Origin of the sequence: Gillisia sp. CAL575, assembly GCF_000403785.1 — a bacterium.
Classification (GTDB): Bacteria; Bacteroidota; Bacteroidia; order Flavobacteriales; family Flavobacteriaceae; genus Gillisia.
This window is the reverse complement of the sequence record NZ_APHJ01000023.1, coordinates 161,978-177,408: the sequence shown is the minus strand read 5'-3', so window position 1 is coordinate 177,408 and position 15,431 is coordinate 161,978. Positions and strand designations below refer to the sequence as shown.

Annotated in this window: 12 protein-coding genes; 1 reads left to right on the top strand and 11 read right to left on the bottom strand. The window is 34.2% G+C overall.

Annotated elements, in window-relative coordinates; translation table 11 throughout:
* Positions 1–97 precede the first annotated feature (97 nt).
* Positions 98–715, bottom strand: coding sequence for a hypothetical protein (locus I130_RS07315; protein ID WP_034920845.1), 618 nt, complete (start codon positions 713–715; stop codon positions 98–100).
* 39 nt (positions 716–754) lie between these two features.
* Positions 755–2,611, bottom strand: coding sequence for an adenylate/guanylate cyclase domain-containing protein (locus I130_RS07310; RefSeq protein ID WP_034920841.1), 1,857 nt, complete (start codon positions 2,609–2,611; stop codon positions 755–757).
* Positions 2,612–3,225: 614 nt separating this feature from the next.
* On the opposite strand from I130_RS07310, the gene I130_RS07305 reads away from it, so the two are divergent.
* Positions 3,226–3,816, top strand: coding sequence for an HD domain-containing protein (locus I130_RS07305; protein WP_034920837.1), 591 nt, complete (start codon positions 3,226–3,228; stop codon positions 3,814–3,816).
* 107 nt (positions 3,817–3,923) lie between these two features.
* On the opposite strand, the gene I130_RS07300 is transcribed toward I130_RS07305, so the two are convergent.
* The 9 genes from I130_RS07300 to I130_RS07260 form a co-directional block, all read right to left on the bottom strand.
* Complete coding sequence (locus I130_RS07300) at positions 3,924–4,145, bottom strand: CDGSH iron-sulfur domain-containing protein (RefSeq protein ID WP_034920834.1); 222 nt, start codon at positions 4,143–4,145, stop codon at positions 3,924–3,926.
* Positions 4,146–4,259: 114 nt separating this feature from the next.
* Positions 4,260–6,008 (bottom strand): hypothetical protein, encoded by a 1,749-nt coding sequence (locus I130_RS07295; protein WP_034920832.1) that lies wholly within the window; start codon positions 6,006–6,008, stop codon positions 4,260–4,262.
* A complete protein-coding gene (locus I130_RS07290) occupies positions 6,001–8,025 on the bottom strand; it encodes a tryptophan-rich sensory protein (protein WP_316928448.1) in 2,025 nt (674 codons plus the stop codon). Before I130_RS07290 ends, I130_RS07295 begins: the two co-directional genes overlap by 8 nt.
* Before the next feature lie 167 nt (positions 8,026–8,192).
* Entirely contained in the window at positions 8,193–9,491 is a 1,299-nt protein-coding gene (locus tag I130_RS07285; RefSeq protein ID WP_034920826.1) for a BatA domain-containing protein, read from the bottom strand.
* 1 nt (position 9,492) lies between these two features.
* Positions 9,493–10,389 (bottom strand): DUF58 domain-containing protein, encoded by an 897-nt coding sequence (locus I130_RS07280; protein WP_034920824.1) that lies wholly within the window; start codon positions 10,387–10,389, stop codon positions 9,493–9,495.
* Entirely contained in the window at positions 10,390–11,403 is a 1,014-nt protein-coding gene (locus I130_RS07275) for an AAA family ATPase (protein ID WP_034920822.1), read from the bottom strand.
* Between the two features lie 10 nt (positions 11,404–11,413).
* A complete protein-coding gene (locus I130_RS07270; protein WP_034920820.1) occupies positions 11,414–12,034 on the bottom strand; it encodes a DUF4159 domain-containing protein in 621 nt (206 codons plus the stop codon).
* Positions 12,035–12,397: 363 nt separating this feature from the next.
* Positions 12,398–13,711, bottom strand: a complete 1,314-nt coding sequence (locus tag I130_RS07265) for a TldD/PmbA family protein (protein ID WP_034920817.1) — start codon at positions 13,709–13,711, stop codon at positions 12,398–12,400.
* A 32-nt stretch (positions 13,712–13,743) separates the two neighbouring features.
* Positions 13,744–15,384: a TldD/PmbA family protein gene (locus tag I130_RS07260; protein ID WP_034920815.1), complete on the bottom strand. Its 1,641-nt coding sequence runs from the start codon at positions 15,382–15,384 to the stop codon at positions 13,744–13,746.
* Positions 15,385–15,431: the final 47 nt, after the last annotated feature.

Genomic DNA, 15,431 nt, shown 5'->3' with positions numbered 1-15,431 from the left:
ACTACTCGATCTAATCAGTATAGCATAAACCAAAAAAGCAATATCTCTGGGTATTGCTTTTTTGGTTTATTTCATGTTACAAATATTTAAATATCAATTAATCTGTTCCTAATCCCATTTGTAATTTAGGGTCTACTTCGAATTCTGTTATTAGGTCTCCTTGAGTAATGCTAAATTTGACACTATAATACTCAAAACCTTCTACCTTTTTGTTTTTTATTTTTCCTACAACAATACCATCTTTATTAGGATCTTTAAACGTTTTCTTTAAGATTTCTGCACCGCCATCTTGCTTTCTTATAATTTCAATAATTTTTATAACAGCGTTGCTATTTGGATCTTTAGCAATCCCGCTCCAATAAATCTTCATGTTTTTATCTACTATAGATGTAAACTCTTTAGGATTTCCTGGATTCCTTGCAGGATCACTTCTATCATCTGAAAATACAATGGTAGAATCTATATTGGTTTCATTTATTATTTTAGTGTCTATAGTTAAAAGCACATATGTATCCTTTTTTATATTACCACCCTCCTGTTGTGCAATGACATTGTATTGCATTAAGGTGTTCTTGGTTTTCCATAAAACTTCATTAGATTGCTCTAAATTCTTCTCTGTTTCTATCTTATTGGTATTAAAAGAAATTAAAAGTAAGATAGCGGCCAAAAAACTGGCTGTTCTAATTGTTTTTTTTAATAATGTACTAGTTTTCATATTATTTAATTTAATTGGTTTAATTTATATAGACAAGATTCATAAATTTTGTGCGCTTTTTGTTGGAATCATGTCGGTCTCTGCAGACACCAAATTCTTGTTATTTTCAACAAAATACATGGGAACCATTCCCTTATTTTTTACTTGGATCTTACCTCGTTCTTTACATAAAAAATTAGATTTTACTAATTGAAAAGTGTCTTCAGAAATATTGATCTTTCCACTTTCCGAGCAAGATTCCATACGAGACGCCATATTTACAGTGTCTCCCCAAATATCATATGCGAATTTTTTACTCCCCACTACTCCGGCGATCAAAGAACCACTATTAATACCAATTCTAATTTCGAAATGGGCACCAAGAGCTTCATTCTCCTTCTTTGATTCTTCTACAAACTCCAAAATTTCCAGTGCAGCATACATCATGGTTATTGCATGATCTTTCATTGGGAATGGCACTCCTGCTGCACACATATAAGAATCTCCAATGGTTTTTATTTTCTCGAGTCCGTGCTTTTCAATAATTTTATCGAATTTTGAAAAATAAAAATCCACACTCTCCACCAGTTTCTCTGGAGAGAGACTTTCAGAATATTGAGTAAATCCCTCAAAATCTGTAAATAATACACTTACTTCTTCAAATTTTTTCGCTTTTACCTTTCCCGTTTCCATAAGTTCTAGTGCTGTTTCCTCTGGAAGAATGTTCCTCAGCAAATGCTCCGACCTATTTTTTTCTCGCTCTATAATTAAATTAGTACGTCTTATAAAATTGTTTCTCCTATACAATCCAAATACTAAAAGCATTAAAAGAAACAATGCCACTAATACTCCTATTACAATATTTTGTTGATTTTTTTTCTGCTGACTTAAAAGATCTACCTCTGTTTGCTTTTGTGATATTTCAAAATTAGTTCGCAAATTTGCCATCTCACTTATCGATTCTAAATTCCTAATACTATCACGATAGATGATATAATCTTTATAGTATTGAAAAGATTTTGTAGTATATCCTATCTGCTCATATAACTCTGAAAGTTTTTGATAAGCCCCAGCGATATAATTCTTGAATCCATATTTTTTTGAGATCTCTAGACTCCTACTAGCATATTCAAAAGCTTTTTTTGTATCTCCTTTCTCAGAATAGACATCTGAGAGAGAAACAAGAAATTCTGCAATGGCATTGTACGCCCCCATATCTTCAAGCAGAATGATTGCAGTATTTAAATTCTCTTCAGCAAGCTTATCCTTACCCAATTGCGCATTAATTCTACCAAGATTCCCTAAGCTATAGGCTCTTCCTAAAGAATAGTCTCTTTTTTCAAAAATAAGCTCGGCTTCTTTGGTGAAAATTTCAGCTTTTTCTAAATTCCCTAAGCGCAAATATTCATCTCCGGCATTAAATAATGCACTTCCAAGCGAGGTTGAATCTACTCCCTTACGCAACTCAGCAATTCCTCTATTATAATATAGATCTGCATTGGCCGTGTTTCCACTTGTAGAGTATACATTTCCAATTTCAATATTGCTATAAGCCGCACCTATTTTATCATAATTTTTGTTCGCATAATCCAGACTCTTAAAATAAGCCTTCAGTGCTTCTTTAAGATCCACTTTTAACCGATAGCCATTTCCTAATTGTCTATAGCCTTGGTAAACCTTATCACTAGCACCAAGACGCCTTGCATGACCTATTAATAATTTGGAGTATTTAATTACACTATCTGGATCTGCTTGATTCTTAGCTATTTCCAATAGGTTATCCAGATCTATTTGATCTTCTAAACTGGAATAGTAGATTTTCTTTAAACTATCTGAGTCTTTTGAATCTTGAGCAGGGATTTTCCCACATACTAACAGAATGCATAGAAGAACCAAAAAATATTGTGAGTTTCTCATCTATAACTAATAAAAAGTTTCTTTTAGCATGGACTCTTCCTGATAATTAAAATTATATCAGAAATTTTGAGAAGCAGCATATTTTATGCATGCCACGTTATTATTAAATTTTTAAAAATGTGGGGATGGGTACTTAAAACTACTTTCTGTATTATTATACATGTAGTTTACTTTTAACTTTCTTCGATAGTAGTAAATAATAAAACATCACAACTGTATCAAATATACTGAGTATCAAGGTAGTGAAGTTATAAATATGAAAAAAGAGATTTTCGGTAAATAGCTTTAAAAAGCTTTTAAATACATATTTGTAACAAATAAATATAAAAATTTTAAACTTCTGAACTATTTCTATTACATAAAACGACTGATACTGCTTGTTTTTCAGTTACTCATAGTATAATAATGTGAATTATAAAGCAGTTATTGTAGTAATTTAGTTACATTAGAAGTAAATATTCATGTGTTTTAGAAAATCCTTGAGCTAAATCCCTTCAGTTTAAGTCAATTTTTAATAACTCTTAAATGAATGTTTTACAAAAAACAAAATATTTTTCTATTTCAATTCTATATCTTATTTATAAAAATGGGACGCACATCAAAAGATTTAGTTAATGGATAAGTTTCTTCCTATTTACAATAAAGTGATTTCCAATTTGGAACAGAATTTACCTTCGTGGTTGCATTATCACTGCTCAGAACATACAAAGCATGTGTTGGAAAAGGTTATTTATATTGCTAAAAAAGAAAATGTGGAAGAACATGATCTTTTTCTGCTGAAAATTGCTGCGCTCTATCATGATATTGGTTTTATTATAGATAGAGAAAAACATGAAGAGCTAAGCTGCATTATTGCTACAAAAGAATTAAAAGAATTTGGAATTAATGAGGATGAAATTAAGCAGATCTGTGAAATGATGAAAGCTACGGAGATTCCTCAAAATCCCACATCTCATCTTGCTGCCATTCTTGCCGATGCCGATTTGGAATATCTCGGCACAGATGGTTTTTTGAAATGGAGTAAGAAATTATATAAAGAACTCTTGCATTATAAGCCAGAATTAAGTGAAAATGAATGGTATAAAATCCAATATGATTTTATTTCTAATCATCATTATCACACTACTTACTGCAAGCAAAACCGTGAGCCAAAAAAGGTAGAAAATTTGGAATTGATTAAAAATAAGTTAGAAAAAATAGGCTAGAGTACATATATATATTTAAGATTTGTTCTCGGCTCCTTACTTTTAGTAACATAAAATGCAGCCCTTTTTGGTACTGCATTTTTAATTTTAAAATCGTTTAAATCTTGTTATTTTTTTGGTGGTAAAGCGAATGCAACCGCATCATGCTCAAAATGGTTTCTATGTGCACCATCGCAAAATGGCTTGTTCTGTGAAAGCCCACATCTACAAAGAGAAATCACATCTCTTCCTGCTAGATCATACACGTTTCCTTCTTTATCTACTATTTCAAAATCTCCAGTAACTTTTAGAGACCCATTATTGTTTACTTTAAGTGTTGTTTTAGACATATTTATAGTTTTTAGGGTATATTAAAATTTAATGTTTTCAAATTCTACGTAGAACCAAAGAAAGTAAAAATAGCGCAAACTTAGTATGTCTGGCAATTTAAATTCCAAAATTCACTAATAACTTCTCAATTTTGGCTCTAGCCATAAATAACCCATACATAACAGAAATAATAAATAGAAATATAAGAGATTAATTGGGATCGCTTTTTTATAATTAATCTGACTAGAGTCCCCAGAACTCAAGTTTCGTTGATTTTCTTGAATTCGCTGATAAGATTTTAAAGCATTCCACTTTTCAGATTCCGTAACATAAATATCAAATAAATTAGTACTGTCTTGTTGCAATTTCAATTGCTGCCAACCAGTTCTATTTGGATACGTAGTTCCAGTCCAGAGACTTGGGATATCAATTGCTCTTCGCAAAGGGATTATTGCTCCATCTTCGTTACGAACTATGGGATCTGGCACAGAAGTGCGCACTTGAAACTGAAAGGGTTCATTTAGAGTGCCCAATTTTGAATTTGACTGCCACTCTGCTAAAGGAATAGCTCGTTTACTAATACTATTAATGTGCTTAGTCCATAATTGCTGATATGCTATCGAATGTCCCTCTAAAAGCAGTTCATAGGTGTTTTGAAGTACACTACTGCCCACTTTCCCCTGCCCCATCCTTTTATATGCCGAAAGAATTTGTTTTCCAGAAGTTTGTACTGGTTGAATTGTCAAATCCTGTTTAAATGAAAATGGATATTTAGATAATTTAATATTCACTGGAAGTGAAACTTCTGCACTATTTTCCGGTATAAAATCGAAAGATAAAAATCCCGAATTAGATTTAAATAATCCTGCTTCGGGTTGTATAAAAACTCCTAACCCATTTTCTGATACTGACTTTTCTAAATTATTCCTTTCTGAAGAGGATAGTTTTTTTAAAGAATTATAATCAATTAGCAATAGATCCGAGCTTTCTAAAATCTGAATGTTTAAGTTTCTTATTGGATCTTGTTTCGTGTTGAAAGCTTCATACTTAAATTTACCTTTTGTTACTTGACTTCTAACTATAATCTCATGGCCCAATTCGGCTAGAAAATTTTTAAGGTATTTGGTTTCAAAAATTGGGAACCCATTGATTACCAGAATCTTTAAATTGTCTCTTTCCTTAACTTTAATTGGGATAGGGTCAGATGAAAGAATAGTCCCAATAGAATCTTTCTCTACAAGGTTATAAATATAATTTCCTGCAGATTTTAAATTTGTAATTAATTGAAATGATTTTTCGGAGGCATCACTTAGGATTACAGAATCCAAAACCTCTCCCCCCGGTCCTTCTAAAAGCAACCTAATCCCTTTATTAGGCTTGGAATATAATCCTGTAAAAACAGCACTATCTCCAACAGTATTTTCTAGTTGGTATTTAAACTTTATAATTCCTTCTGGGCTTGCGCCTTTAATATATTTTATGAATTCACCTTCCAATTGCCAACGATCATAGGTCTTGATTCCATTACCCAAAACAAAGATTGTGTCAGCACTTTCTATTTCATTTATAATAGAGGCGTACTCATCATATTTCAAAACCTTAATTCTCTTATACTCCTTTTTCAGGCTATCCAAAGAAAATTGTAAATAATTCTCTGTTAATAAAATGAGGTTTCCAGATCCTTCATAATTTAAAAATGCAGGTTTTAGTGCAATAATTGCCAATGAACAAATTCCTAAAAACACTACTCCTACTTTTAAAAAAAACCGAGTACTTGGAAACTGATGCCACTCTTTCCAAACGAACACCAACAAGAGGACAACCACCCCTAAAATTATAGGCCAGCTCCAAGCATCATTTAAAAATGTAAGCCTATCAATCATATAACTCCAGTTCTTTTAAAAATAAATCGTTTATCTCGCTTTGGAAATTTTTGCGTTTTCCAGGTTCCGGTTTAGGTTTAGGCAGCGCTAAAAACAGACCTCTTTGTGTTTCGCGTAACATAGAAGCATTTTCGTCAAAATCTTCAGACAACCACTTTAGTTGTTGTAGTGTTCTTAAGTATTTACCGGGTTCTTCAATAGCTTTCACTGCTAATTCATTTCCAGCTTGTTTAAAAAGTTGACGATCTTCTTTCGTGATCTTGCTCTTTTTAGAAATCAACACTTCCAATCGGTTGATGGTTTTTCTTATAAATGGATATTTTTCTTCCACCCCTATTTCTTCACTTTTTCTAAAGCTGGAAATCTCATCTAATTTACCCGTAAGGCGTTTGTCTTCTTTTATTGGGGGAGGATCAAAACCAATACGGTGCACATAAATTCGGGAGCTATTTTTAATTTCCTGAATAAGTTTTAAAGCTCTGTTCTGGAAAGGCAAAGATTTTTCTGGTTCAAATAATCGTAAATGAAGCTCTGCATCCCACATTTCATTCATGGCTTGCCGTAATTTACTTTTTAAAGAATTGCTAAAAAGTGTCGCTTCCTCAGGATCATCGTGGTTATGCACATATTCCTCTAAAGGAGTTTTAGATTCCTCTTCTTTCTTTTCTACAAGATTGTGTTCATTATCGCCATCATGGTCATGAGTGTATTCTGCTAAAGGATCCTCCTCTTCATTATGCTCTGTAGTTTCTTCATTCCAAATTGCCAAACCACCTTCGGCCTCATCACCCATAAATTGTCCATATTTTAATCGAAGTGCTTTCTGGTCGAAGCCAAGTTCATTACTTCTAGTATTAAACTCCTTCTTGGATAATGATCTACGTTGCTTAATTAACTTTTCGGTATCAATAATAAGTTGCCGCTGACTTCTAAAATAATCTGGCATTAAGTCGGCACCTAAGGTGCCTTCCACCGCAAAATCGTAGGTTGTAGTATCCTTGATAACCGCAAAATAAGTCTCGCTTCGGGATCTGTTAGGAATAGGCTGTTTTAAATCGGCTGTTTCAACATAAAAATAAAGCTCGTCTCCAGCTTCCAATTTTAAAGCATCTAGATCTATGGTTTTTGGCAGTTCTAATTTTCGGCTACCTCTTTTCCAATTAGCTTCGAATTCCATTTTTTGTTCTCTGAATTTCACCGATTCTCCACTCCCTTTACTCACAGTTGCTATAATAAACGTTTCCCCAACCCCTAGATCATCAGTGATTATGGTAGTAAAACTTAGTTTTTTGTTTTCATTTAATTCAAAAGAGGTGAATTGATCTAAGTCTTGAATTTCTATGCTAGGTTCTTCATCCTTGATCATTTCAATAGCATATAACTTTGAAACATACGTTGCGCCTAAAGTATCTTCGAACCTAAAATTGTAAAAACTAGGAGACTCCAGCTTTTCAGAATAACTAAAGAAATTGTTTTTAAAGGTCATTGGTTTACTAACCTCTGCCATTTCTAGAATCACATTTTTAACAGGAGCATCAAAATTAAGTTCCCACGAAAGCCTAGAGCCTTCCAATGCTTTAATTTCCATTGTGGAGGTAGTTTCTGAAGGAATTCCGGTATAAGAAGGATAAGTGATCTTTACTCGTTGTTCTTGAATTTTTGGAGCTTCCAAGGACGAAGCTGTAGAATCCATCTTTTGAAAAACAATTTCTGTTTCTTCTAAAGGTTTTAAAGTGATGGTATTATTGGGAAGTAAATTGAAATAGAATAGAATGAATCCCAGTGATATCAATCCAAAAGCAATACTACTTGCTTTTATCAATTGATTAGGAGTTTTTACGGTTTTTATTTCTTCTTCTAAATCTCTTGCTACTTTTTGTTGCTGAAGCTGTGCCAAATTAGATAATTCTTCCGAAGAAACTAAAAGCAATCCCGAGCTATATTCGGCAGATTCTAACTGATGATCTATATAGCTGCTTACTCTTTCCAAGCTAAGTTGCCAGGGTTTCTTCAGCATTGAACCGATTGAAAAAATCAAAATAAAGACTAGAATGCTACCTAGGTAGTTTTCAATTAGAAAATAAAGAAATATTGAAGCGCTGATTGCATATAAAAAGATCTCCAACCAAAGCAGTAATTGCCATCGTTTTTTAAAACTGATCAATATGTCTTTTCCTGCACTTCTCATTGTTTTCTATATCTGGCAAAAATTCGTTCGGTGATCATAAAGAAAACTAATACTAGCCAAAGCCATTTCGATATACTTTGCAACCTATGAGTGCTTTTATTGGAACCGGTTTCGGTAAAACCAGTAGTGAGCTCCTTAGCGTCCAAAGTTCGTTTATCGAAGATTTGAACTTTACTTTCCAAATCCTTATTTAGATCCAATAGGTTTAGCAATTGTTCTGGTAAGTTTTCAGCAATAATATTTTCAGTAGTTAAAGGCCTTGTAAGATGAAAAATATTCTTTGAGGCAGTTGGTTCAATCAGAGAATTTGCAAGACTATCGGGATGATAAATTAACGTAGGTTGAGAAGTTTTAAAATTAGAAGTTTCGCTAAGCCAAACTAGAGAATGATAGTAATCCCAATCTATATCTGTAGTATCTTGAACTGCTACAATTTTTATAGGTCGCTTTAAATATTTTGAAAGTGCATTAAATGAAGATTCCAAATAGACCTTTGTCGCATCCAATTCCTCTTCATAATAAATTAAAACAGCTATAGAATCTTCCACTTTTAAGGGATGCCATGTTTGTTCGTTGTTTGTTAGCAAACGTACACTGTCCTTAGCTTTATTAAACTGAAGTACATCGCTATCTAAAAGAAGGCTTTGCTTTTTAAAAGTTAATTTTTGTTGATCACTAATCAATTCTAGTACTTCTACCTCATCATCCTTTTTTACAATTTGTAATATCTCATTAATTTGAACTTCAGAATCCAGAACGATCCACGCTACATCGCTATTTAATAATGGGCGTTTCCCTTTAAAGCCTTGATAGTATCCGTTTGTAAAAACAACAATACTATCGGTTGGTAGCTCCTCCATTGCCTTAGCTAGTTGCCAGTAGTTGGGAATCGTATTATTTACCTCCTCTTCAATATAAGTGTCTAAATCAGGAAAACCTTCTTGCAGAAATCTGATAGAAGAATTTTCTGATAAGCTATCTACGAATGAACTAAGGCTTTCATTTTTCAATAACGAGGCTTCAATGAGGTACATTATCGAAACATTTTCTTGCGCTCTTTTAAGCTGTGGTTCCGCTAAAATAAATACCAAAACAGTTATTATTATCATCCTTAACAGCAATAATATAAGCTCATTAAGCTTTATTGAATTGGTTTGTTTAACATCTGATTTTGCCAAAAATTGAATGCTTCCAATTTTAATCGTTTTCCCTTCCTTATTGCTCCAAAGATGAATAGCCACTGGAATAACCAGCCCTAATAACGCCCAGAGATATGTAGGATTTAAAAAACTCATATTAAATAAGTCTATTTCTAATTTTCAGAAAAGATTGCAAAGCTTCTCCTATAGGGTCTTCCAAATTAAAGAGATGATAACTAATACCATTTGACAATAAAGTATCTTTGGTTTCTTTTATCTTACTGTTTAATGCTTGCAAATAGTAGTTTTTCGCTTCTTTAGCATCTACTTTCATTCGTGTACCTGTTTCAAGGTCTTCAAAAGTTACAGTGCCTTTATAGTCAAAATTCAATTCACTTTTCCCCATGATATGCATCACCACTACTTCATTCCTTGAAGTTTTTAATTGGGTGATAAATTTGGTGAGTTCCTGGTTGTCTTCGTAGAGATCTGTTATAAAAAAAATAAGCTCCTTATGGCTTCTATCATGCAATTTATTAAGTGCCGTTTGGTCTTCTGGCCAATGTCCTTCATTCTTAATATTGATGAGTTCTAAAAGAATTCTGTTATAATGTTGTTTCTGAATTTTAGGATACAGACTTTGTAGGTGTATATTATTTAAGGTAAACAAACCAACTGCATCCCCTTGGTTTTGGGAGAGAAAAGCTAAAGAAGCGACCAATACTCGAACATGATCCATTTTAGAGAGTCCGTTCTCTGCATGCAACATCGATTTGCTGGTATCCAAAATAAATTTTACTGAAATATTTGTCTCTACCTCAGACTGCTTGATATAATAACGTCCTGATCTTGCTAGCATCTTCCAATCCAGTAAACGTAAATCGTCTCCAGGCTCATAACTTCTATATTGACTAAACTCCATGCCAGGTCCTACGCGCCTACTATGATTTAAACCTGAGAGATATCCATCTACTACCACCCGTGCTATTAGCGCCAATCCCGAAACAGAATTGATGATTTCAGGTTTTAATAACTGGTGATAATCCTGTTTCACTTATTTCTTGGACGTTAGATGTGAACTAGCAGCTTTAAGTAATTCTTTGGTAACCTCATCTGGTGTAACACCTTCAGCCTCTGCCCTAAAGTTCACAATAATTCGATGCCTAAGTACTGGCAAAGCAACGTGCTTGAGATCGTCTAAAGTAACAGATAATCTACCGTTAATAAGTGCTCGCGCTTTTGCAGTAAGGATCATAGCCTGTCCTGCTCTAGGGCCTGCACCCCAATTCACCCATTCTTTTACATAGATATTATTTGTAGTTTCCGGTCTGGTTGCTCTGGTAACTTGGCTTACAAAATTAATAAGGTCATCACTTATTGGCACTTCTCTTACTAGGTGCTGTAATCTTTGGATTTCTTCCCCAGTGATCACTTTATTTAGTTTTTCCTTTTTTGTCCCTGTAGTATTCTTTAAAATAGCAGTTTCTTCAGCCTCATTGGGATATCCTATTTTTATGTAAAAAAGAAAACGATCTTGCTGTGCTTCTGGCAATGGGAAAGTTCCAGATTGTTCTATAGGGTTTTGAGTAGCTAGAATAAAAAATGGTCTATCCAACTCATAGGTTTTTCCTGAATAGGTAACTTCAAACTCTTGCATCGCTTCTAAAAGAGCTGCCTGAGTTTTAGGCGGCGTTCTATTGATCTCATCTGCAAGTATAATATTTGCGAAAATAGGACCTTTATTGAATTTGAAAAATTTCTTACCTGTACTGTGATCTTCTTCTAGGATCTCTGTTCCTATGATATCTGAAGGCATTAAATCTGGAGTAAATTGAATTCTTCTAAAATCCAGATCTATTGCCTGGGCAAGCGTACGAATCATTAAAGTTTTAGCTAAGCCAGGAACTCCTTCTAAAAGTGCATGTCCACCTGCCAAAAATGTAATAAGCAATTGCTCCACAGTTTCTTCCTGACCAATAATCACCTTACCGATTTCTGCCTTAAGGTCCTTCAGTTTTCCGGCAAGATCTTTCACTTCTTGCTCTATCTGTACCAAGTTTTTTTCCATAAATACTAAGTTAGGATGTAAGCGCGTACATCACTATGTTCACTCCAAAACGAGTGTTATCTATTTTATACCAACGTTTATTTCTAAAATCGTAATCCCATTCACAGCCATAATCCTTATTACTGTAGAGCACACCCACTCTTCCATTTATCTCTATAGCCTTCAAATATTCATGAACCAAATCGTCTCCCCAACCATTCAACTCTTGCGAAGTGGTAGGTGGACCATTTTCAAATTCAAAGAAAATATTATACAATTCGTGATCGTTCGGAATCTTTTTTAATGCCTGTGGTCCAAAGATATCTTCCATTTGACGTTCGAAAGATTTTGCGAATAGGCCATCGATATCATGATTACAATCGTCTGCAAATACAAAACCTCCGTTCTTTATATATTTTTCAAAATTCTCGCGTTCTTTTTTGGTGAATTGCACCAATTTATGACCCGAGATATAACAAAAAGGGCATTTAAAAAGCTCGTCACTACTTAGCGGAATTATATTTTCCTGGATATCTACCTCTAAAGTGGTGTATTCAACTAAAGAATTCAGCAGATTAGACGGCATACGCTGGTCTACATCCCAGTCCCCGGATTCGTATTGTAATCTTGTGAAGAAAAATTTATTGCTCAAGGTTACGTGTGATGATTATGAAAGTAATATAACAATAAAAGTAACTAGCTCTTAGCTTTAATACTCTTAAAAATATATAATTCATTAGTTGAACATAAACTTCCTTGCTTTTTCTAATAATATCATTGATTTAATATTGTTTGTCATTTCGACGGAGTGAAGTATGAGCGACGAGAAATCTCTATAGAATGAGATTCCTCCTCATTCTTCGTTCGGAATGACTGCATTTAGGTTTAAAAAAAACTAATAGATTTCCAAAAATTTTTAATTCGAACTAATTCTGTTGATTTGAATCTTACCAAATGAAAAACTGGTTGTTTTGAAAAGTTCAAAAACAACCAGTTTTTATAATATTAAATATTTCTAGACCGCATCAGACAAGCTAGTGAATGTGAAATCTCTCACCTTCATATAAGGGATTAAATTTCCATCTACTCTTACCTGTTTTCCAAGGGTTTCCAAATTATTCAGCATAATAATTGGACTCTCATTAAATCTGAAATTCTTTACCGGATGCTTGATCTTTCCATTTTCAATATAAAAAGTACCATCTCTAGTAAGTCCTGTAAATAATAAGGTTTGTGGATCTACGCTTCTAATATACCAAAGTCTTGTAACCAAAATTCCTTTCTTCGTATCTCGAATAAGATCTTCTAAACTAGCGGTTCCACCTTCCATAATAATATTAGAAGGATAAGGAACAGCGTCTACTCCTTTTTGCTCTGCCCAATAGCGGCTATACGCAAGGTTTTTAACAACCCCGTTCTCTATCCACTTAGTTTTCTTTAGTGCTTGTCCGTCGCCATTCCATGTAGCTGTAGGTACATCAGGATGTAATGGATCTGAGTAGATGTTCACACGTTCATCTACAATTTTATCTCCTAATTTGGTACCACCCTCTTTGGACATAAAACTTCTACCTTCATCTGCAGTTCGAGCATCTAATGCACCTGCCATATTACCTAAAAGATCTGAAGCAGCTGCTGGTTCCAAAATTACAGTATACTTACCTGGTTCAATAGCTTTTGCTTCCATAGACATGATAGCTTTATCTATAGCTACATTTGAAGCTTCTGCAGCATCAAATTTGGAAACATCGTTAAAGTCTCTAGTTACCCATCCAGAACCGGTACCATCATTAGTACGCATAGTTACTGTAAAATCCATATTAGTTGCTTTATTATAAGCGAACAAGCCATTAGAATTCAGGATAGCATTAAACCCAGATGAATCATTTAAAAATCCTGCTGCTGTTACATCTTTTGCTGCTGCTGGAGTAATACTTTTATTAGCTACTTCTGCTCTAAATTCTGGAGTAATCTTCGCAGTTGCCTCTATAAAACTCACTGCTTCATCATAAGTTTGAGCTCCCATAGGCGCCATGAATTCTGGGTTTTCTGGAGATAGTTGCGCTAATTCCTCAGCTCTTCTTACAACTTTTTCCAAAGATTCATCATCAAATTCATCTATAGTTGCAGTTCCAGATTTTTTTCCGAAGCTGGACTGAATTACTAAGGTTTGATTTGATCGGTGTCCAGAGGTAGATACTGTATTTCTTGCATAACGGATGTTTCCGCTTTCGCTACCTCCCATATTTATTTCGCAAGCATCGGCCTTGGAATAGCTTAATGCCTTTTCCATGATCTTCCGAGCTTCTTCTTTTGTATATATTGCCATAATGTTGTTATTCTTTAGAGTAAAACAATAGATTAAATACTTCTACCAGTGTTTATTACATTAACGTCGTTAAACCTTGTAGTAGAACTACCATGAGATACCGCACTTACCTGTGAAGGTTGACCTTTCCCATCGAAAAAGGATCCAAAAACGCGATAATCACTCTCATCACATATCTTAGCACACGAATTCCAAAATTCTTGTGTATTAGATTGATAAGCCACATCATCTAGCATTCCAACGATCTCTCCATTTTTGATTTCGTAGAACACAGTTCCTCCAAATTGGAAGTTATAACGTTGCTGATCTATAGAATAAGAACCTCTACCGGCGATATAAATTCCTTTTTCAACATCTTTAATCATATCATTAATAGAGTACTTTTCTTTTCCGGCCTCTAAGGATACATTTGGCATACGCTGAAATTGAACATCATTCCATGATTGCGCATAACAACAACCATGAGATTCATTTTGATCTATCATATGAACCTGATCGCGAATTGCTTGATAATTTTTAAGCACTCCATTTCTTACAAGATCCCATTGCTTTGTTTTCACACCTTCATCATCGAAACCAACATTCCCAAGTGATCCCGGCATTGTTTTATCTGCAACTAAGTTTACAAGTTCGCTACCATATTTAAAGTCGCCAGTTTTCCATTTATCTAAAGTGGCAAAACTAGTACCAGCATAATTGGCTTCATATCCAAGTACACGATCTAACTCTAAAGGATGCCCAACAGATTCATGAATAGTTAATCCTAAGTGATTAGGTTCTAAAACAAGATCATATTTCCCCGCATCTACAGATTTCGCAGTAAGCATTTCCTTTGCCTGCCTAGCTGCGAGAGTTGCATCTTCTACAATATCATAACTATTTCTATATAATTTAAGACCTGCAGGACCTTCTAATTTTTCTGAAGCAAGTCCATCCATATATTCATATCCCATTCCCATTGGTGCACTCATTGCTTGTCGGGATTTAAATTTCCCAGCAGTCGGATCTATGGCAGTTACCCCAAAGGTTGGCCAAATACGATGTATATCTTGGTCTATATAAGAACCTTCTGTGGAGGCAAAGTACTTTTGCTCATTTACCATAAAAAGAGCAGAATTCACATAGTTTGCACCATTATTCATTGCTGCAGCATTCGCATCTAGCAGTAATTCTACTTTTTGTGAAACAGGTACGTCCTTAAAATCTTTTTTAATAGGAGTTTTCCATGAAACTTCTCCATAAGACTCTACTGGAGCTAGTATTACAGGATCCCTTTGTATTTTAGAATTTGCTTTTGCAATTGCTACAGCCTGTTGTGTTGCTTTTTTGATACCATCTTCGGTCACACTATTGGTTGAAGCAAAACCCCAAGTACCATTAGCAATTACCCGAATACCTATTCCAAAAGATTCCGTATTCACAACATTCTGAACCTTATCTTCTCTAGTAAAAACATATTGATTTAAATACCTTCCAATTCTGGCGTCTGCATAGGTTGCTCCTAGAGACCTTGCAGCGTTAAGTGCGGTATCTGCCATCAGTTTTTTTGTGGCAACATCCATTCCTGGATCTAGCAAGGCTTCAACCGGAATTGAATTTCCTAGGAATAAAGAAGGCATCATTAATGCCCCAGTTCCTAATCCTGCTAATTGAACAAATTTTCTTCTTTCCATTTAATCTTGGATTTTCTGATTGATAATTTAAATTCTTTTTTAACCAA